The 18,576-nt window shown below is 51.4% G+C and carries 19 protein-coding genes and 1 tRNA gene; 11 read left to right on the forward strand and 9 right to left on the reverse strand.

Going from position 1 to position 18,576, the window contains the following annotated elements; translation table 11 throughout:
* Positions 1-172: 172 nt before the first annotated feature.
* The 3 genes from zipA to KO508_RS07880 all read left to right on the forward strand — a co-directional run bounded on the left by zipA (position 173) and on the right by KO508_RS07880 (position 6,213).
* Positions 173-1,180, forward strand: coding sequence for a cell division protein ZipA (gene zipA, locus KO508_RS07870; protein ID WP_216007803.1), 1,008 nt, complete (start codon positions 173-175; stop codon positions 1,178-1,180).
* 92 nt (positions 1,181-1,272) lie between these two features.
* Entirely contained in the window at positions 1,273-3,300 is a 2,028-nt protein-coding gene (gene ligA, locus KO508_RS07875; RefSeq protein ID WP_216007804.1) for an NAD-dependent DNA ligase LigA, read from the forward strand.
* Positions 3,301-3,450: 150 nt separating this feature from the next.
* Entirely contained in the window at positions 3,451-6,213 is a 2,763-nt protein-coding gene (locus KO508_RS07880; protein ID WP_216007805.1) for a hypothetical protein, read from the forward strand.
* Positions 6,214-6,228: 15 nt separating this feature from the next.
* Here KO508_RS07880 and KO508_RS07885 read toward each other — a convergent pair whose 3' ends face one another.
* The 3 genes from KO508_RS07885 to KO508_RS07895 all read right to left on the reverse strand — a co-directional run bounded on the left by KO508_RS07885 (position 6,229) and on the right by KO508_RS07895 (position 9,424).
* Complete coding sequence (locus KO508_RS07885) at positions 6,229-6,861, reverse strand: CBS domain-containing protein (protein WP_216007806.1); 633 nt, start codon at positions 6,859-6,861, stop codon at positions 6,229-6,231.
* 75 nt (positions 6,862-6,936) lie between these two features.
* Positions 6,937-8,859: an FAD-dependent 5-carboxymethylaminomethyl-2-thiouridine(34) oxidoreductase MnmC gene (gene mnmC, locus KO508_RS07890; RefSeq protein ID WP_216007807.1), complete on the reverse strand. Its 1,923-nt coding sequence runs from the start codon at positions 8,857-8,859 to the stop codon at positions 6,937-6,939.
* 22 nt (positions 8,860-8,881) lie between these two features.
* Complete coding sequence (locus tag KO508_RS07895; protein WP_252737992.1) at positions 8,882-9,424, reverse strand: peptidylprolyl isomerase; 543 nt, start codon at positions 9,422-9,424, stop codon at positions 8,882-8,884.
* Positions 9,425-9,711: 287 nt separating this feature from the next.
* Between KO508_RS07895 and KO508_RS07900 the strand changes: the two genes are divergently transcribed.
* Entirely contained in the window at positions 9,712-10,440 is a 729-nt protein-coding gene (locus KO508_RS07900) for a pilus assembly protein PilB (RefSeq protein ID WP_216007809.1), read from the forward strand.
* 4 nt (positions 10,441-10,444) lie between these two features.
* On the opposite strand, the gene KO508_RS07905 is transcribed toward KO508_RS07900, so the two are convergent.
* The 3 genes from KO508_RS07905 to flgA all read right to left on the reverse strand — a co-directional run bounded on the left by KO508_RS07905 (position 10,445) and on the right by flgA (position 12,151).
* Entirely contained in the window at positions 10,445-10,915 is a 471-nt protein-coding gene (locus tag KO508_RS07905) for a flagella synthesis protein FlgN (RefSeq protein ID WP_216007810.1), read from the reverse strand.
* Positions 10,916-10,922: 7 nt separating this feature from the next.
* Positions 10,923-11,249 carry a flagellar biosynthesis anti-sigma factor FlgM gene (gene flgM / locus KO508_RS07910; protein ID WP_216007811.1) on the reverse strand — a complete coding sequence of 109 codons (327 nt, stop codon included), beginning with the start codon at positions 11,247-11,249 and terminating at the stop codon, positions 10,923-10,925.
* Between the two features lie 200 nt (positions 11,250-11,449).
* Positions 11,450-12,151 (reverse strand): flagellar basal body P-ring formation chaperone FlgA, encoded by a 702-nt coding sequence (gene flgA / locus KO508_RS07915; RefSeq protein WP_216007812.1) that lies wholly within the window; start codon positions 12,149-12,151, stop codon positions 11,450-11,452.
* A 189-nt stretch (positions 12,152-12,340) separates the two neighbouring features.
* Between flgA and KO508_RS07920 the strand changes: the two genes are divergently transcribed.
* The 5 genes from KO508_RS07920 (at position 12,341) to KO508_RS07940 (ending at position 16,384) form a co-directional block, all read left to right on the forward strand.
* Complete coding sequence (locus KO508_RS07920) at positions 12,341-13,270, forward strand: chemotaxis protein CheV (RefSeq protein ID WP_216007813.1); 930 nt, start codon at positions 12,341-12,343, stop codon at positions 13,268-13,270.
* Positions 13,271-13,310: 40 nt separating this feature from the next.
* Positions 13,311-14,138: a CheR family methyltransferase gene (locus KO508_RS07925; RefSeq protein WP_216007814.1), complete on the forward strand. Its 828-nt coding sequence runs from the start codon at positions 13,311-13,313 to the stop codon at positions 14,136-14,138.
* 3 nt (positions 14,139-14,141) lie between these two features.
* Positions 14,142-15,329, forward strand: a complete 1,188-nt coding sequence (locus KO508_RS07930) for an MFS transporter (RefSeq protein WP_216007815.1) — start codon at positions 14,142-14,144, stop codon at positions 15,327-15,329.
* A 2-nt stretch (positions 15,330-15,331) separates the two neighbouring features.
* Positions 15,332-15,580 (forward strand): hypothetical protein, encoded by a 249-nt coding sequence (locus KO508_RS07935; protein WP_216007816.1) that lies wholly within the window; start codon positions 15,332-15,334, stop codon positions 15,578-15,580.
* A gap of 258 nt (positions 15,581-15,838) precedes the next feature.
* Entirely contained in the window at positions 15,839-16,384 is a 546-nt protein-coding gene (locus tag KO508_RS07940) for a lipocalin family protein (protein ID WP_216007817.1), read from the forward strand.
* On the opposite strand, the gene KO508_RS07945 is transcribed toward KO508_RS07940, so the two are convergent.
* Positions 16,377-16,730, reverse strand: a complete 354-nt coding sequence (locus tag KO508_RS07945) for a cupin domain-containing protein (RefSeq protein ID WP_216007852.1) — start codon at positions 16,728-16,730, stop codon at positions 16,377-16,379. The two genes, KO508_RS07940 and KO508_RS07945, sit on opposite strands and share 8 nt — an antisense overlap.
* Positions 16,731-16,795: 65 nt before the next feature.
* Positions 16,796-17,326, reverse strand: coding sequence for an isochorismatase family protein (locus KO508_RS07950; RefSeq protein ID WP_216007818.1), 531 nt, complete (start codon positions 17,324-17,326; stop codon positions 16,796-16,798).
* A gap of 210 nt (positions 17,327-17,536) precedes the next feature.
* Between KO508_RS07950 and KO508_RS07955 the strand changes: the two genes are divergently transcribed.
* Both KO508_RS07955 and KO508_RS07960 read left to right on the forward strand, forming a co-directional pair.
* Positions 17,537-17,627 (forward strand) — tRNA-Ser (locus tag KO508_RS07955).
* Positions 17,628-17,683: 56 nt separating this feature from the next.
* On the forward strand, positions 17,684-17,836 hold the full coding sequence (locus KO508_RS07960) for a hypothetical protein (protein WP_252737993.1): 153 nt from the start codon (positions 17,684-17,686) through the stop codon (positions 17,834-17,836).
* On the opposite strand, the gene KO508_RS07965 is transcribed toward KO508_RS07960, so the two are convergent.
* Positions 17,830-18,519 carry a haloacid dehalogenase type II gene (locus tag KO508_RS07965; protein WP_216007819.1) on the reverse strand — a complete coding sequence of 230 codons (690 nt, stop codon included), beginning with the start codon at positions 18,517-18,519 and terminating at the stop codon, positions 17,830-17,832. The two genes, KO508_RS07960 and KO508_RS07965, sit on opposite strands and share 7 nt — an antisense overlap.
* Between the last annotated feature and the right edge of the window lie 57 nt (positions 18,520-18,576).

An 18,576-nucleotide genomic window follows, 5' to 3' on the forward strand; every position in this document is an offset into this window, starting at 1 on the left:
GTTCCGCCTGTTGACGCCAGACGGGGCAGTAGCTGGCCAGAAAACCGCCAAGAATGACAAAAAGGCCATGTGATGCGGCTTTGCGTTGTATTCAGTACCGGCTTTTTTTAGAGTAGCAGCCGGAGCCTTTTATTCGCTTCCGGATCTGATCTGCAAACAGGACAGCAGCACTATGTCACTTAGGGAATGGTTAATTGCCATCGGCACCCTTGTTATTATCGGTATTGTAATAGACGGCTTGAGGCGCATGCGTCGGGCTCGCAAAGAATCTATTGCGATTTCTTCCGGGATGGGCGTTGATGACCTAAAAGAATCACCGCTGGATGAGTATCATAATCCCGAGCTTCCTAATGGTGGAGCGAGGCCAATTTCAAATGATACCTTGGAAGAGCGCGGCTATGTGCGTCGTGAAAAGCCCTCCCGTTTTCGTGCTCCGCAGCAAAAGCCGACCCGGCCCGTTCGTGAAACTCAGGGGGAAAATACTTCTGAGCTTGATGAGCCCCTTCCAAATGAGGAGGGCGTATGGGCACAGGAGCAAATGGACGAGGATATGGGAGAGTCCGGCTTTTCCTCCGTTGAGCTTGATGAACTGACCGTTGATACTGGTTGGGGCGCGGAAGATGAAGAACTGTCATCGCCGGAAATGCCAGCTGAAGCGATCACCGATGTTGAAGAAGATACTGCTCGACGGGAGCCACAACCTAATGGTGGCCCAGAGCAACCGTTAGCGGGAGCCAACCGACCGGAAGCGCGCGAGGTGATCGTGATTAACGTGCTCGCCCGTCAGGGGGAGGATTTCAGCGGAGTGGCCTTACAGAAATTGTTTGAAGCTTGTGGATTAGCCCATGGTGATATGGATATCTATCATCGTCATGAGGCAGAAGATACCACTACTCCTGTGCAATTCAGTGTCGCCAACGCCGTAGAACCCGGCACCTTCAAGCCGAACAACGTAGCGGCTATGACAACGCCAGGTATCAGCTTTTTCATGAGCATGCCAGGGCCAACGAATGCGTTGCAGGCCTTTGAGTTTATGCTCGAAACTGCCCAATGCGTTGTGCGTAATCTGGGAGGTGAGCTCAAGGATGAACGTCGTAGCGTGATGACGGCTCAGACAATAGAACATTGCCGACAGCGAATTCGCGAATTTGAACGTAAGCAGCGTTCACCTCGCCACTGAGTTGGGCGGGGTTAGATCTACAATAAAAATGCCCGGAGTTATCCGGGCATTTTTTTGACAGCAACAACGACAGCAACAAAGAGCGCCGACCTATGAGTAAGCCGTCACCGGAGTCTATCAAACGGGTAGAGGAGCTACGTTCTGCCCTTGATGAACACAACTACCGGTACTACGTGCTAGACGATCCGGGTATCCCGGATGCGGAATACGACCGCCTTTTTCGGGAGCTTCAATCGCTCGAAATGGAGCACCCTGAACTGTCATCGGATGATTCACCCACTCGGAGGGTAGGAAGTAGCGCGGAAACCAGTTTTGCGGAGGTTGTCCACCGCTTGCCTATGCTGTCGTTAGACAATGCCTTCAATTCTGATGAGCTTCGAGACTTTGATCGCCGGGTTAGAGAACGCCTCAAGACAGACAGCGAAGTTGAGTATGTTTGCGAGCCCAAGCTGGACGGTCTAGCTGTCAGTCTGCATTACGAGGAAGGGTCTCTTACGCGCGCTGCAACCCGTGGAGATGGTTATGCCGGTGAAGACATCACTGCAAACATTCGCACCATCCCTTCTGTTCCTCTGCGCCTCCGAGGGAATGATGTACCCGATCTGGTGGAGGTCCGGGGTGAGGTCTACATGCCACGAGCTGGCTTCGAAGCCTTGAACAATCGGTTGGCGGATCAGGGCGAAAAAACCTTTGTAAACCCCAGAAATGCAGCAGCCGGTAGCCTACGTCAAAAGAAATCCACGGTTACAGCGCGGCGACCTTTGGAAATGTGCGCCTATAGCGTTGCGGTCACTGACGAAAGCTTGTTGCCTGACACTCAGTGGGAGAGTCTGCAACAAGTACAGCGCTGGGGATTCCGAATTAATCCGGAGATGCGTAAAGCACGTGGGGCAGCCGAATGTCTTGAAGCTTATGAAGCGTTGATGCAGAAGCGAGATGTGTTGCCCTATGAGATAGATGGCATAGTATTCAAGGTTAACCGGTTGGACTATCAGGCAACCCTTGGTTTTGTTTCCCGAGCGCCGCGCTGGGCTATTGCTCATAAGTTTCCGGCGCAGGAAGAACTGACAATAATTGAAGATGTGGAGTTTCAAGTTGGGCGCACAGGTGCTGTTACCCCCGTTGCTCGCCTCAAGCCCGTTTTTGTTGGTGGCGTGACGGTCAGCAATGCCACACTGCACAACATGGACGAGATTCGCAGGCTGGATGTTCATATTGGCGACACGGTATTTATCCGTCGAGCGGGTGACGTTATTCCAAAAGTTGTGAAGGTTGTTACAGACAAGCGCCCGGCGAACGCGCGATCCGTGGAGCTTCCCAAGCAATGCCCGGTCTGTGACTCCGATGTTATCCAGATTGAAGGCGAAGCCATCGCCCGCTGCTCCGGCGGTCTATTTTGCCCAGCCCAGAGAAAAGAGGCGATTCGGCATTATGCGTCAAGAAAGGCGTTGGATATTGAAGGTCTTGGTGACAAGTGGATCGATATTCTTGTCGATCAAGGCATGGTCGAGACCGTTGCGGATATCTATAAGCTGACTGCAAAAGACCTGATGCGTTTAGATAGGATGGGCGAAAAATCCGCAGCTAATCTGGTCGAGGCCATAGATAAGTCCCGGGAACCTGTACTCTGGCGTTTCCTTTATGCGCTGGGTATTCGAGAAGTAGGCGAGGCCACAGCTAAGTCTTTGGCATCACATTTCGGCACTCTTGAGGCAGTGGCAGAGGCTGATGAAGAAGCGCTCATCGCAGTACCTGACGTTGGGCCTATTGTTGCTGGTCATATCCGCAGCTTTTTTGAACAACCCCATAACCGCGAAACCCTCAATGCTTTGCGCCAAGAGGGCGTTCAGTGGCAGCAAGAGGAAGCTTCCGCTGGTAGCAAGCCTCTGCAGGGGCAAACTTGGGTGCTAACAGGCACATTGGCAGAACTTACCCGCGATGAGGCCAGAGAAAAATTGGAGTCGCTGGGTGCCAAAGTGGCTGGCAGCGTGTCGAAAAAAACAGCCTGTGTTGTGGCAGGAGAGGCTGCCGGTTCCAAGTTGGCAAAAGCTGAGCAGCTTGGTGTCCCTATTTTGGATGAGCCAGCCCTGCTAGCGATGCTCAAAGATCGGGGGCTTTAATACGTAGACCGAAGAATCTGAGAACTCGCGCAGATACCCCGTTTCCGAAAGTGGCTAACATGGCTGCATTCTGTAACTGTGTGTTATCGGTGGCTCACGCCAGCGCCCACGCACTGCCATAAAAACAATGTTCTGAAACGGATTTTTTCCATGAGTGCCGAGTTGCTTCCTCGCCCTGTCGTTGCCAAAAAGCTGACCATTGTTCTTCTTTTGGCCTTTACCGCCTCAGGCTGTAAAACCGAGAAAGACCCGGATCAGCCAACAATCTTGGCTGCTACACCGGGCACCGCCTACCTAGGCGTTGAGTACTACTACAATTTTGGCGCTTACGGCGGGGAAGATATCCTCGACTACTCCTTAACCAACAATCCCTCCTGGTTGGCCCTTGAAGACACCAGCAACAAGGCTCGACAGGGCATAATTATGCGTGGCGTGCCTGGTCTCAGCGGCGGCGCCCGTGGCGAAGCTGACCTTGGCAACTATGAAGGCATTACGCTGGTGGGCACGGACGGTCAGATGGCTGGTTCGCAACCTTTCGATATTGAGGTCAAATACAACGCTTTATCGTTGGAAGCTGAAACCTTTACCGAGGGTGTAGTGTCACCTGAAATTCCCGACACGCTCCGGGAGCGGTGTGAGTTGCCTGATCTGGAAATGCCGGGAGAACATAGCTTTACAATCAACACCTATGACGAAAACGGCGCAGTTAGCGGTACCCGCGACCTTACACGGCCTACGCACCCCGTATTTGTAAAAGTACTGTTAGATCAGCCTTCGGTCACCCGTGTGGCAGTCGCGTTCGAGCTTACGTCGGATTTTGATACCGCCAGCTGCGATTCCGGCTTTAGCACCCCGCACCAGCGCTGTGAGCACGGCAGAACCAATACAGGTGATGCCATTCCCGGACAAGACATTGTGGCTTTGGGTAGCAACTCAACATTCGAAGATCTTCCTTACTTGACCTACGAAACAGATACCACAGGCGAGTATCCCGGTGTTTATACCGGCGGGGTTATTACCTTCGAGCCGGGGATTACCGAGTGCTATATTCGTTTGGAAGTTGTGGACGACACATTCCCTGAGCCCTCAGAAGCGGCTCGACTGAGCCTGACCGAAGTAAGAGGCGGCATCGCAGCGCTTGGGGAAACCAATGCAGGCGTCCGAACCGCGATAGTCATTGATGACAATGAGCCAAAAGTCAGCCTAGAGACGGTTAAAGGTGGAACGCGGGATGCGCTGAACGTCGGCGGTTCACAAACTTATGTTGCGCGTTTAACGGGAGACCGTGAAGGAACAATTCGAGCAAAATTGCGCCACTCCGAGGGCTCATCCGCACGGCTGGGTACTGAGTTCAGTACCAACCTGCCTGGCGATGAGTTGGTATTTGAGGAGGGCGTGGATGAGGTGAATTTTTCGATCGTTATTGGTGATTCAGGCGCAGGGCCTTATTTCAACGCCCAGCCTGATGATCGTTTCATCCTGTTGGGTCTGAACAACAGCTATCAGCTCGGACGGCAAAACTATGCCCGTGCAGGGGCCGATGAAATGCTCAGGGTTAGCATCAATGAACTAACATCTCCATTGGCAGTAGGCTCTGGAAGCGGGTTTGTCCCGACGGATATTGCGGTGGGCCATGCGGGTAAGATGTTTGTGGCCGGTTACGACCGTACAGACAATGACAGGGTTAAGGTGCGCATCTTTAATCAAAAAGGTGCTTTGGTCCAGGAGCTCGATGTTTCATCCTCAGGGGACCAATTGTCGACACCGGCGCCGGTTATTGGTGTAGCTAGACGTGAAGTAACAAAAGACAATGTTCGAACCATCCGCTTCGAGCTTGTGGTGGCCTACAGTACAGCTGATTCTGTCGAGGGTACTATAGAAATTGGTGGTAACGACGTTGTTTCCTCTCTGTACTGGTATGACGAGGCGAGCAATGGTGGTGAGTATGTTGAAACTTGGACAGCCCGCATCGGCACCGAAGGCGACGATCTGGTTCGCTCAGCAGGAATAAACCCAGCAAGTGGCTTTATTGTTATTGCTGGTGAAACCAATGGCCAATGGCCGGGGCAAACGTCTGCGGGTGGCTTCGATAGTTTTCTCCAGCGCATAGACTCTTTGCCTGAAGGGAATGGTTTTACGCCTTCAGTGGCTTGGACACGACAAGTGGGTTCCGCTGCTGATGACCGTGTGGCTGGTGTAAATGCGATGGGGGCGAGTCCTTTGCTATTCGGGTCTGCTCAAGGTGCCGTTAACGGCGAGCCGTCGTTGGGTGGGGTGGATGCCTATTTTTATACCGCAGCATCCTCAGATAGTGACCTCACCGTGCGCCAGCGTGGTACGGAAGCGGATGAGCGGATTGCCAATGGTGTGGCGGAAGGAAGCACCCTGTGGTTACTTGGTAATGGAAGTAATGAATACACCGTTGTGGAGCGCCAAGAAGAAGGCGAGGACGGAGATGATAATGGAGATGAAGAGGAAAGCCTGATTCTTACAAGTCAGCCTCGTTCCAGCCAGAGTGGTTTCGTCTTGGCGTATACCTTAGGCGGAGGAATTGTCCAGTCGTTTAACCTGAATGATGCAAACGATGTCTCCAGCGAGCAGTTCGCAGCACTCAGTGACTTTTATGGCGACTTGGTCGTTGCAGGAGCCACCGATGGTGACTTTACCGACTCTGCGGGGGCCAGCGGTGCTAGTTCCGCTATCGTTGCCCGAGTGTCACTGACACCTGAGTCAGACCCTGATGCAGAAACCACCGTATTCCGCAACGAGTGGCGTTTCCAGTGGAATGCCGCCGATTCAGAAATCGCGCGACTCGCCAATTATCGGGATGATGAGGTTGTGGCTTTAGCTCGTAAGGGCGAGGATTGGGTGATACTTCTACTTAGCCCTGAAGGTGAGTTGCTGACCCCTTAACTTAGCGACGGTCCTTTAAACGCTACCTTGTTGGCCGCTTGCACTGGCGTACAGTCGAAGATAATCGGTGCTGGTGACAATACCAGTAGGCTCACCTTGAGCATCAACCACCAAAGCGGCACTCAGTTGGTGTGCGAGCATCAGCCTAGCGAGCTGATGGGCATCGGTTTCCGGGGAGGCGGTCAGGAATGCTGGTAACTCGATGTGAGTGAGACTCTGCTCCAGAGCGTCTGTTTTATGTTCGTGAAGCCATGCGAGAAGCCATTGCTGTGCAACAAGCCCAGCAACGTATGTATCTGCAGTGACCACCAGATGATTCGCACCATGTTCGTCCATCAAGTTTATAGCTTCGGCTACCGTAGCTGAAGCAGGCAATGAGTAGAGCACCGGAGAACAGATGGTGGAAACTGGCAAGTAAGGGCGCTGGTCTTTTCGCTCCCCTGACGCAGCAGTTCCGTACTCTTCCAGAGCGCGATGACGACCTGAACGAGCCGCCAGCTGAAACTCGGCGTCTGTTGCTTCGCCGCGTTCAGGATTGATAGGTTGGCTCTCCGTAAGCTCACTGACATCACCCACGCGCCGTCCCCGAAGTACTTCCGGTAATCGTGTTCCGACTGGGCGGCCTGGCTCGCTGACAAAAATAGACACCTGTCTTACCCTCTGAAAAATACACTTATCTACTATCGTATCGGCGCGAGAGCGCAGACCATTAGTAGTAAATGATTACGAAGCCGCCACCTTTGGCTGATGCATGCGTCGCGTTGCCAATCGTCTCGCAAGCGATTTTGGTAATGCATCGGGCTGGCCTGTTATTTGGTCTGCAACGAATTCTGTTAGCAAGGGAGCGTAGGTTAGGCCTTTGCTGCCGAGGCCCGTTAAGAGGTATAGCCCCTTCATCTCTCGTCCCTGATCGTCACAGTACTTCCCTGCAACAGGTTGATAGTCGTGGGTAGTGCAGCGAAACCCCACGCGGCCTGCGAGCTTTTCTGGAAGGTCGCCTTTTGCCAAGTCCGCCTGCAGTATCTGCGGCACCATGGCTGAAAGCGCCAAGATGTTTTCCCGGTGGCTCTCCGTTGTGGTCTCTGGCTCATCGCTATGGAGATCAAAGGTCGCACCGATTACCCCTAACTGTTGACCTTGAAGGTTGTGAGCTGGATTAAGGTAGCGGGCTCCGCAGATAACAGCGCGTGGACTGGGTGCAAAAGCTTCAGGTAAGTGAGTGACTTGGCCGCGAATAGCTTTGAAGCGAAAGGGGCTCGAACTTGGAATAAGTTGGGGGCTCAAGTGGCCTGCACAGATCACAACCTGATCTGCAATAAGCTTCGGATCATTGGGATTCGTTGTGGAAAGGTGCCATTTACCATCATAAGCTATCAATTCGCTTACTGAGGAGCCCATTACTTTGTAAACGTCGATGTTTGAGGCAAGTGATTTACAAAGCTCTCTGGGCTCAAGCCAGCCACTGCCGGGAAACCACAACCCGCCGGTCTCAAGGCGAGCACCTGTGAGAATTTCAGCTTCTTCTTTTGGAACCGGACGTAACAGCTCTTTTGGGTATTGGTTGCGCTCTACGAAACGGCGTTGCCGATCCCGCTCACTGTCGCTCCAGGCGAGTTGCAATAGGCCTGTAGGGTGCCAAAATTGGCCGCCGTGAGAGTCGTAGTACTGCTGGCTGAAAGTTAGAGCGGAGAGGGCAAGTTGCGTTTGGTGGTTAAACTCCACGCCGAGTTTTACGTACATGGCGCCTTGAAGATTACCAGAGGCTGCTGAACCGGCCCCGGATGCAGCATCAATAAGAGTAACCTCATAGCCTCTTTGTGCAAGGTTGTCTGCCAGCATACAGCCCGCAATGCCAGCCCCAATAATTGCGATAGAAGTCGCAGGCTTATTGGGTACTGTAGGCTCGGTTATGGGGGCGCTGGCGGACTGAAAATAGCCGTAAAACGTAGCGGGTCTGTCCTCTGCACTGGTGCATGTCAGCAGACGAAAGCCGGCGGTTTCCAATACTTGCCTATGGTTATCTGCAATGCTTGTTATGGAAAGCGTGGTCCCCGGTTTACTGTGTTTGCATATCTGTTGAATGGTCGCGTCTTGTATTGATTCTTGGTTAGTTGTCAGCACATTTCCATGCAGAAACCACGCATCGGCTAAAAAGCAAAGCTCCTCCCACGCAGTGTTTATTTCCCCGAAGAACAAGGTCAGGCGAATTCTGCCATCAGCCAATACAAGGCGATGGGTGCCAGTGGTCAGTGGGGGGTAATGGGCAAGCAGTTGCTTAGAAAAATCGTCAAACTCAGGATAGCTCGAAAGCACACTCTCAAGATCTTTGCGGTTAAGTGGAGAGCTCTCTGCGGATATAAAATGGAGTGTAGCGGCATGTGATGGGCCAAACATTTGCCAGGCTTGCCACGCGCCCAGAAAGTTCAGCCCTGCACCAAAACTATTCTCAGCAATAACGAAGGAGCCTGCTTTCGGAACTTCGGTAAAGCGTGCGGGTAAGTCATTGGGGTTAATATGTGCGTGGAGGGGGCCCTCAGAACCCTTTGTAGGCGGGAAATAAGGGCCGCCATGTTTTGACGCCGGTATGCCATCATGCCAATGCAGTTCCGCTGGTTGAACGGCTGGCGGTTTTGGGGTGGATGTCATAATGGCGGCCTAGATTTGTGTGCTAGTCGATTAATGTAATACTTTGAATGATCACCGGCTTTACGGGCACATCGGCCATTCCTCTAACACGAGCGGTTTTAACACCTGAAATCTTATCGGCTACGCCCATCCCCGCCGTAACTTTGCCGAAAACAGCGTAGCCCGCACCGCGAACACCTGCGTTCAAAGCATCGTTGTTTGCGACGTTTATAAAAAATTGCGAGGTGGCTGAGTCCGGCGCGTGGGTACGGGCCATGGCGATGGTGCCGCGCAAGTTAGGCAGGGTTTGTGATGCTTCGTTTTTAATAGCAGCACGGGGCTCCTTACGGGTCATGTTTTCTGTAAACCCTCCACCTTGAACCATGAATCCCGGTATAACTCGATGGAAAATTGTGCCATCAAAAAAACCGTCGCGTGCATATTGCAGGAAGTTCTCTACCGTTATTGGAGCAACATCCGGGCGAAGCTGCAGTTCGATTGCGCCTTCGTTGGTCAAAATGCGGACCTTGGGTAATGTTTCACTTTGCTCATCCGCACCGGTTTGGGCGTGAGTTTGAAATGCCATAAATGACAAACCTATAACCATTAACAGGACTTGTATCACATTACTTGAGGAATTTACCGAATTTGTCATTGCGGGGCTCTCACTGTGTTATCGGGAGGTGTGTTACCTGTAATAATCAAACGAACTCAATTGTGCATTCGATCTTAACAAATTTGATACATTTTTCGGGATACCTGCCGTCGTAGAATGTACTTGTATAGACTAATCTTTATTGATGGCAATTAAGCTTGATCTAGCTTGTCAGGCCAGATTGTACGGTAATCACTGTGTGAAAGGGGAGAAGCTTAGTGAGATTCCATAAAGGGTTTGAGGAAAAGTCACGGCTTGGGCGACTACTGGTTAATCGTGGTTATTTAACAGAGGGTCAACTTGAAGAAGGTCTTAGATTACAGCGTGAGAGCGGCATACGTTTGGGTGAGGTATTCGTTGCGGCTGGTTGGGTAACCGAACGGGAACTCAATCGGGTATTGAAGCATCAGTCCCGCTATCGCAACGCTGCGGCAATGGTCACCATGGTAGCTCTTCCTTTTCAGCCACTGGTTACATTTGCAGCGAGCAACGATGCCAGCGCAGCGCAGAGCGTAGAAGCTGGAGAGCTTTTTGATCCAGCGAACATGTCGCCGTTGACAGAGGATGAGTTATCATCGGTAACTGGGCAGGGCAACAATTCTTTGCTCGATCGAATCGGGTTGGTTGCCGGCTCCCAAAAGGACGGCGAACAGCTGCTTGAGCCAGATGTTATCGAAGGCCTGAAGCTCAGCGCGAATGTTTTCTTTCCGGTACTTAACCTTCTGGATTCGGATTTTTCAATTACCGGGGTTCATTACCGTGAAGGAGAGCCAAGGTACGTAGTCGGTGAGGGCGGAAGAATAACTATGGCCCTTCCTGAGCGTATTGAGGAGATCCGTATGGATAATATTCGGGTAAGCGGAGGCGGAAGCCCATCCATGGGGAATGTCAGCATTCAGGACATTAGCTTCCACCCGGATTCCAGAATGACTATTTATACGCGTTAATCAATCAGGCGCTAGCAAGCACCGTTCTACTGGAGACGGTTGTTTGCTGACCCTTGGCCCCATAGAGCTTTTGTTGGCCTGATGCGCCCCTGAAAATGTCTGTAAGGCGAGCCAATCGTTTTTGAAGATGATTGATAATGCGACCATTGTTCTCGTTTAGAACATGGCATTCCTTCAGCTTTAAATCGGCTTCCTGCCAAAGGGAATAGACCTCATGAAGCCCGGCGCTAAGAATAAAGCGCGAAGGATCTCCGCTATCAGGCCGAAACCCCATCGCTACTAGAACGCGAATTTTCTGCTTTGCACGCTCCCGAACATCCCCGAGAATGGCGTTCTTTTCCCGTGTTAGTGCCTCAAGAGCTTTGGTGTCAGAATCGGACAGACAGGTTTTTTCTTTCTTTAGAGTATTCGCCAGTTTTTCCAGCTGGCGGATATCCAGTAGAAGAAGGTTCTTCAGATCATCGATTGCAGCCATAATTTACTCACCCAAAGATGCTTTTATCCATATCAAGCATTTTCTGGGCCAGTTTTTCTGCATCGATTTTATAGGTGCCATTTTCGAGCGCAGAACGAATTTGTTCAATCCGCTCATCGTCCATTTCAGGATAGTCTCCCAGCTTTTGCTCAAGCTGTTTAAGATTTCTGGCCTGACTGCTCAAATTAACGTTTTCACCGCGTGCGCTCTGAGCTTTTGCAGTCGCCTGCTCTGGTGCAGCCTGCTTAGGGCTCTGGTTGCTTACGGACTTGTCGGCCGTGGTTCTCTGGGTGTTGACCTGGCCTCGGCCAATTCCATTTAAGTCAACTGACATATCAGTACCTGCTTTACGGTTAAGCCACACCTTGGTGGGCTGACTCGGGTTTATATCTACTTAACGGCTTGGTGCCGACATACTTTAGGGGTAGATATCTACTTTTTGTTAACATTAATTCACAAAGTTCAATGCTGTTATCAGGGCGCACAAACGGCGGCGCTCTTTTGCCAGCGGAATAAAATTGCCGCGAGCTTGCGTTACATCGGCACTTCAACATGTCCGGGTGCAATCACGCTGGCTTTCACTGTGCGTGATGACGCAAGGTTTTCCACTAACACTTGCTCTCCAATCGACGCGTTGGCTAAAGCCTTGCCTCGGGAGCGAACGGAAAAGGAGCCTCGGCGGGCGGTAATGATAACATGATCGCCCCGGGCAACGGCGTCTGGCGCCTCCAGAAGATCGGGCGTGAGCACCGAGCCTGCATTGACGGGCCGACGTACAACCATGCCTTGAACCAACTCTGCATCGTTGATAATTCCTCGCCGGCTAGCATTCACTACAACGGAGCGGGTTTGCAGCATGTCACTGGTTACCCGCTCACCGCGACCAAGAGGGCGAGCCGCCACCAGCGCAGGGCCATTGATGGAAACAGTGGTTGTAACAAACATTCTCCAAGGGCGCTCGCCGCTGCAGGACACCTGAACCGATGGATGCTCGCTTTTCCAAGGGTCACCTGTGAATTCGACGTCTAGAGCAGAGGAACAGGGAGCCAGTGCCAGCCTGCTGTCAATATTTCCAGCCTCATAAGTCACCTGATAACCTTTGTCTGCCTGCGCTCTGGCAAAGGTTTCAAGAAATGAACTCGTTGCTTCACGGATCTCGTCCGCCGTCGTTTTCGCCAGCACTGGGCTGGCCAAAGCCGATATGAGTGAGATCCATAATAAAAGCTGAGTGCGCATATGTGCTGGTTTGTCCTATGCTGTCAGTAATACGGCAAATATTCATCGAATATGCCTAAGGCTTACGACTAACTGGCCGTTAAACCGACATATTCGTTTGCGGATGACGTTATTACGTCACCTCAATAATTTACGATAAGTTACAGCAAAATGCGTGCCGGTACTTCCGGCCAATCAGGAGAGACTTCGATGGCAGGCGTATTAGACAGTGTAAACAAGCGTACGCAGCTGGTCGGGCAGAACCGTCTTGAGCTTCTTCTTTTTCGCCTGCGCGGGCGCCAAGTTTACGGCATCAACGTTTTTAAGGTGAAAGAGGTACTGCAGTGCCCCAAGATGTCTTCCATGCCGAACAGCCGGGCTGTAGTGCGCGGTGTCGCGCATACACGAGGCGAGACTATTCCGGTTATTGATTTGGGCATGGCGATAGGTTTGCCTGGCATCCCTCAGGAAGAATTGCCTAGCAGCTTTGTTATTATTACCGAATACAACCGCAAGACTCAGGGGTTTTTGGTAACAGGTGTAGACCGTATTCTGAACATGAACTGGGAAGATATCCTTCCACCTCCGAAGGGTGCAGGTAAAGACATTTACCTTACGGCTGTCACTAAAATTGACGATAAACTGGCAGAAATCATCGACGTAGAGAAAATTCTTTCTGAAGTTTCTCCGCTTAGTGAGGACGTTACAGAAGCAGTTTTAAGCAAGAGCGCAGAAAGATTTCCGGGGCACCTGCCGGTTCTTGTTGTGGATGACTCGGCAGTAGCACGCAGACAGATTGAAAGGTGCCTCACTGCGATCGGTATGGAAGTGGTCATGCGAAATGATGGTAAACAAGCTTATGAATACTTAAAAGAAATCACGGCTGATGGCTCCAAAGCGACGGATCACCTTTCTCTGATTATCTCCGACGTGGAAATGCCAGAAATGGATGGGTATACACTGGTTACGCGAATCAAAGGCGATCCCGCTCTCAGTAGTCTTTTTGTTATGCTCCACACTTCACTGAGCGGCGTATTTAACAAGGCGATGGTCAAGAAAGTTGGGGCGGATGATTTTATGGCGAAATTCAGCCCGGATGAACTCGCTGAACGAATTATGGAAATTATTGATCAGAACTGACATTTTATTTGCTGGGTAATCCACTTAGTACTGAGATCCAATGAAAGCGGAAATTACGCCACCGGAATATGAAGCCTTCAAATCGTTCCTGCAGGATGCGTGTGGTATTTTGCTGGGCGATAATAAGCAATACCTCGTAAAAAGTCGGTTACGGCGTATTCTGGAGGAGAACAATCTTAACTCGCTGGGGGAGCTGCTTGAGCGTCTTAAGCGGTCAGGTAGGGGGAACCTGAGGGAGGTGGTGATCGATGCAATGACCACGAACGAAACCCTCTGGTTCCGTGATAACCATCCGTTTCGCATCCTTCAGGAAAAACTGCTTCCTGAATTCGCGGCTCGTTCGCCTGCACCCCCTCTACGAATTTGGTCAGCTGCATGCTCCACCGGGCAGGAACCTTACTCGGTTGGCATGATTGTGGATGAGTTCAGGCGCCAGAAGCCCGGCAAGCTGCGGGATGTAAAGATAACAGCAACGGATATATCGCGAAGCGTACTCGAGGTTGCTCGGCGTGGAGAGTACGAGATGATTGCTATTGGAAGGGGGCTGTCGCCGGAGCGCCAGAAGCTGTTTTTTACGCCTTCTGCTAGCGGTGGTTGGCAAATTCGCCCGCAGATCAAGAGCATGGTGGAGTTCAAAGAGCTCAACCTCCTTGAGCGTTACATGCTTGGCAAGTTTGACATAGTAATGTGTCGCAACGTGCTGATTTACTTTTCCGCAGAGCTTAAAAAAGACATTCTTACTCGTATTCACGCAACGCTTAACCCCGGCGGCTATTTGATTTTAGGTGCCTCGGAGTCACTGAACGGTTTGCCGGACCTTTATGAAATGGTCCAGTGCCATCCGGGAATCATCTACAGGAAAAAATAATCAATGCCCTTTAACGTATGGGTGCTGGTTGCCGCTCAGGCGCTGGCCATGTGCACAGCGCCGTTCATCGTGTTTATCGGCAGTATTCATGGGCGCTTGCTCGCTCCAGCACCGGAATACGCCACGCTTCCCGTGGGTCTCGTCGTAGTCGGCACTGTTCTTGCGATTAAGCCTGCCACTTGGCTCATGGAAAGGCTAGGGCGCAAACGGGTTATGCTGTTGGGCGCGTCGATGGGCATGCTCGCAGGCTTGCTTGGCGCTTTGGCGTCTTGGCTTGCGCTATTCCCGCTGCTTTGTGTAGCCGCGGTTGTAGGTGGCTCAGGCTTGGCAGTAGTACATCAATACCGTTTCGCCGCCATGGAATCAGTGCCTGATAATATGGCAGGCTCGGCCGCTGCAAGAGTTTTGCTTGGCGGGTTGGTTGCTGCCTGGCTTGGGCCTGAAATTGCCACGCTTGGTAGTGGAGCGGATACGGAGCACCCATTTCTCGCAAGTTGGCTGGGTCTTTCGGGTGTTCAGTTGGCGGCATTACTGATACTGGCGGCAGGCTACCGGGCGCGGGGCGAGAGGGTGAGAGAGTCTCACGCCGGCGGTGGTCGCCCGTTGAAGCAAATTCTTGCAAACCCCCTAATATGGGTTGCCATCAGTTCGGCTGCCATCGGCTATGCAGTTATGAGCTTTATTATGACAGCAACGCCCCTAAGTATGACGGAGATGGCAGGTCATGATCTGGATGCGGCCAAGCGGGTTATTCAGCTTCACATAATGGCCATGTATCTTCCTTCGCTTATCAGTGGCTGGCTTACCCGGGTTATTGGTATACCGCTCATGATGTCTACAGGGCTTTTAGCCTATCTGGGCTGTATTGTTTTGGCTGCCAGTGGTGTTAGCTTCCATCATTACCTCTCTGCTCTGTTGTTGTTAGGTGTAGGCTGGAACTTCCTATTTGTAGGTGGCACTACCCTGTTGCCTCGTGGCTACACAGAAGCGGAGCGCTTTAGGGTACAGGGTCTCAACGATATATTTGTGTTCGGCTCTCAGGCCACAGCGGCTTTATCAGCTGGCGTGGTTCTTTCCTGGTTAGGCTGGTCTTCATTGGTGATGGTCGCTGTACCTTTCGTGATTGTTCACGGAATACTGATGGCCGTTTGGCTGACTCGGAGAGAAGGAAAAACCCGAGAGCCCGTGTAGTTTTGTCCTTTTCCGCTTTTGCAGAAGAGCTCCGTATAACCGACTTGTCCCCAGATATGACAGGTCTCGTTCTCGATACAAAAACCTTCCGGATAACCGCACAAGGCCTAAGTGAAGAAGCCGCAAAACCGATACTTTATGGTCAAGAGATTCCATCGTCCCTAGTGAGCAACGCTGTTTGGCTGAGTCTGGCGGTGAGCTATGTAGTAGCAGCCACTGAGGAGGAGGTTGCCAAAATACGGATACTGTAAATTACTACACCCGGCGCATGAGCTCTAAAGATGAGCCGGTGAAGACATACCTGATCCGGGTAGGAGTAATAGAGCACAATGAGTATCGACTGCCGTCTTCGTTCGTCACCCAATAGTTGTTTGTTGTGGGTGGACATGAGCTGAGCAAAGAGAAAGGGCTGGATATGCAGGAAGCTTTGAACCTTACGGTGCAAAGCCTCAATAGAGCTAGGTGATAGAGTTGAGTGTATTTACATTGCCAATAACAGAGAGCGCTTTATGATATTTTTCCGCAATCCGGTGAGCTTATGTTTCACCCTTTCATGTATGTTGATGTTGGCGGGTTGTACCGGCGTGCCTAAGGGTATTGAGCCTGTGACTGGGTTGAATGCGGATAGGTATTTAGGCAAGTGGTACGAAATTGCAAGGCTGGATCATTCGTTCGAGGAGGGCCTTAGTCGTGTAACTGCAGAATACGAGTTGCAGGATGACGGAAGTATAAAAGTAACCAACCGAGGGTACGATGCCGAGGTTGGAGAATGGAGTATCGCTGAGGGAAGAGCCGTGTTTGTGGATAGCGAGAGCGCGGGGCACCTGAAGGTGTCATTTTTCGGCCCGTTCTATGCATCTTATGTGATTTTCGAGCTGGACACGGACGAGTATCAGTACGCTTTCATTACCGGTTACAACCGTGACTATTTGTGGTTTCTTTCAAGAACACCCGATGTGAGTGATGAAGAGATTGCCCGGTTCAAAAAAGTTGCTCAACGTGCGGGCTTTGAACTTGAAGCGCTTGTTATCGTTGACCATAGCCCCGTTAACTAAAGCTCCGTTGAAAGGGCAGGTGGCCAGTTTTTACCCATATAACGGTCTCTTGATCTACAAACGGATGGTGCTCGCTTAAGTGGGGACTCCTTATCCAAGTGCCCTCAGGGTAATCGCCGGTCTCATCGGAAAACACACCCTCAAGAACCAGTATTTCCTCTCCAAGAGGGTGTTCGTGTCGACTGAATGAGGCGCCGGGCTCATAGCGAACAATACTGGTAGCGTGCCCACTTTCGGCATCCTCTCTGGCAAGAGGCTTTCGCGCGACACCGCTGGCTGGGCTGGGAAGCCATTCCTGTTCGCTGGTGCGGATGACCACCCTTTGGTCAAAATCCATATTCAGCATCATGAGCCTCTACATTTTAGATTGAGCCAGCTATTACGACGCAATTATGCAAGTGGATGCACAGGCTACTTTATTAACATCTGAACATCGCGGAAGGCTGCGTGTTTGCAATGTCGCATCCACTCGAACGCTACCATTTCAAGAGTAACAATACGTGCGCCGCTATCACTGAGCCGATCAAGAGCAACATCCCGATCGAACTCGTTCCGTGACCCTGTAGCATCTGCTACTACCCAAACCTTATAACCTGCATCAATCAAACTGAGTGCCGTTTGCATCATGCAGACATGGGTTTCGCAGCCAGCTATGACAATATGTTGCCGACCTTCGGGCAGTTGTTCAACCAGCCCATCCGGGCAAGCGTCGAAATGGTGCTTTGCCAACGTATGGTGGCAAAGCTCTTTCACAGCCTCCACGTTTGGTCCCAGTTTTTCAGGTAGTTGCTCGGTGGCTAGAAGGGGGATATCCAAAAGCCCGGCAATAGTGGCGAGGGTTACGCACCGGCTCACAACGTCTTGGCCATGAGATATCGCTGGCATTAACCTTTCCTGAACATCGATCAGCAGCAAAGTGGATTGTTCGGACTTCATAAGCATGAGTAGTCTCCAGATGGGGTTAACCTGTTGAACAGATTAGAAATGCCATGGTACTCGTAACCTGAGTAGCAAGCACCTTACAGACTATTATTAGCATAAACCGGATATTTTCCCGGGATTTGTCCTAGAGGAGTTGCCAAGCGCGCCCAAAACCATTAAAGTTTGCGCCCTCAAATGAGCGACGATATTGCTGATTTGAAACAGGTTATTGGAGAGGTGGCCGAGTGGCTGAAGGCGCACGCCTGGAAAGTGTGTAAACGTTAATAGCGTTTCGAGGGTTCGAATCCCTCTCTCTCCGCCAATATTGAACCCTAGCAGGACTGCTGGGGTTTTTTATTGGGCGCAATACCCACCTTCATGTGTATTTTAGCGCCGGGGTATGCGCCCGAACACTTCTTTTACCCCGGCGAGAAGCCCTATCGCATGATCAATATGGATGATTTGTTTGGGAACACAGTGGGGATCTATAGCCACAGCTATGGGCTGGTATACAGCGAAGGTGCTTACTGACGACCAATGATCTGATCGGCGAGGGTGACCAGTTCTGGTGCGATAAAATCCGGAATTGGCACGCCTGAAGCTGGTAGCATGGCGTTGCCGGAGCGGGTAATGAATGCTCCATGACAACCAGCAGCCTGAGCACCTATAGTGTCCCAAAGGTGGCACGCCACCAGGCACAGATCAGCCGGTTTGGCTGCAAATTCTTGTGCGACCAGCCCATAGGTTTCAGGAGCAGGCTTGAATCTACCAACCGCATCAACGCTAAAGTTACGCTCGAAAAAGTAACTTAATCCTGCATTTTCCAAAGGCGTAGGCGAAGCACCGCTGGCTGAGTTGGTCAATGTTACCAATCGGAACCCGGCGTCGCGAAATCGGGTCAGGGCCGGTGCAACGTCAGGGTGGGCTGGCATAGTGCTCATGCGTTTCTTCAGTTCCGCAATATCAGCATTTCCAACGTTAATCTGGTGAATGTTGGCGACCATCCGCAATGCGCCTACTCCAAGCTCGCCAAAAGGTGAATAGATGCCCGATAGAGTCATTGTTTGGGAGTAGAGGATTAGCTGAGCGAACCACTCTCTCAGAATTCGTCTATCGCCGAAAATGCGAACAAACAAAGGTTCTAGTGTTGTTATATCAAGCAGGGTTTCGTTAACGTCGAAAACGATAATCGATGGCAATTTTTCGTGTGGCATGGGGTGTCGTCCTTCCGTCATTTCGGATTTAGCCTGATGTTACAATGATTGCCTGTC

The sequence above is a fragment of the Marinobacter salexigens genome (assembly GCF_018860765.1).
Lineage (GTDB): Bacteria > Pseudomonadota > Gammaproteobacteria > Pseudomonadales > Oleiphilaceae > Marinobacter > Marinobacter salexigens_A.

Coding starts and splice junctions, on each gene's coding strand:
- KO508_RS07965 (WP_216007819.1), bottom strand. CDS start 18,519: ATGCCACACGAAAAATTGCCATCGATTATCGTTTTCGACGTTAACGAA.
- zipA (WP_216007803.1), top strand. CDS start 173: ATGTCACTTAGGGAATGGTTAATTGCCATCGGCACCCTTGTTATTATC.
- flgA (WP_216007812.1), bottom strand. CDS start 12,151: ATGCGCACTCAGCTTTTATTATGGATCTCACTCATATCGGCTTTGGCC.
- flgM (WP_216007811.1), bottom strand. CDS start 11,249: ATGTCAGTTGACTTAAATGGAATTGGCCGAGGCCAGGTCAACACCCAG.
- KO508_RS07920 (WP_216007813.1), top strand. CDS start 12,341: ATGGCAGGCGTATTAGACAGTGTAAACAAGCGTACGCAGCTGGTCGGG.
- KO508_RS07930 (WP_216007815.1), top strand. CDS start 14,142: ATGCCCTTTAACGTATGGGTGCTGGTTGCCGCTCAGGCGCTGGCCATG.
- KO508_RS07960 (WP_252737993.1), top strand. CDS start 17,684: ATGTGTATTTTAGCGCCGGGGTATGCGCCCGAACACTTCTTTTACCCC.
- KO508_RS07880 (WP_216007805.1), top strand. CDS start 3,451: ATGAGTGCCGAGTTGCTTCCTCGCCCTGTCGTTGCCAAAAAGCTGACC.
- ligA (WP_216007804.1), top strand. CDS start 1,273: ATGAGTAAGCCGTCACCGGAGTCTATCAAACGGGTAGAGGAGCTACGT.
- KO508_RS07925 (WP_216007814.1), top strand. CDS start 13,311: ATGAAAGCGGAAATTACGCCACCGGAATATGAAGCCTTCAAATCGTTC.
- KO508_RS07945 (WP_216007852.1), bottom strand. CDS start 16,730: ATGCTGAATATGGATTTTGACCAAAGGGTGGTCATCCGCACCAGCGAA.
- KO508_RS07950 (WP_216007818.1), bottom strand. CDS start 17,326: ATGCTTATGAAGTCCGAACAATCCACTTTGCTGCTGATCGATGTTCAG.
- KO508_RS07905 (WP_216007810.1), bottom strand. CDS start 10,915: ATGGCTGCAATCGATGATCTGAAGAACCTTCTTCTACTGGATATCCGC.
- KO508_RS07940 (WP_216007817.1), top strand. CDS start 15,839: ATGATATTTTTCCGCAATCCGGTGAGCTTATGTTTCACCCTTTCATGT.
- mnmC (WP_216007807.1), bottom strand. CDS start 8,859: ATGACATCCACCCCAAAACCGCCAGCCGTTCAACCAGCGGAACTGCAT.
- KO508_RS07895 (WP_252737992.1), bottom strand. CDS start 9,424: ATGGCATTTCAAACTCACGCCCAAACCGGTGCGGATGAGCAAAGTGAA.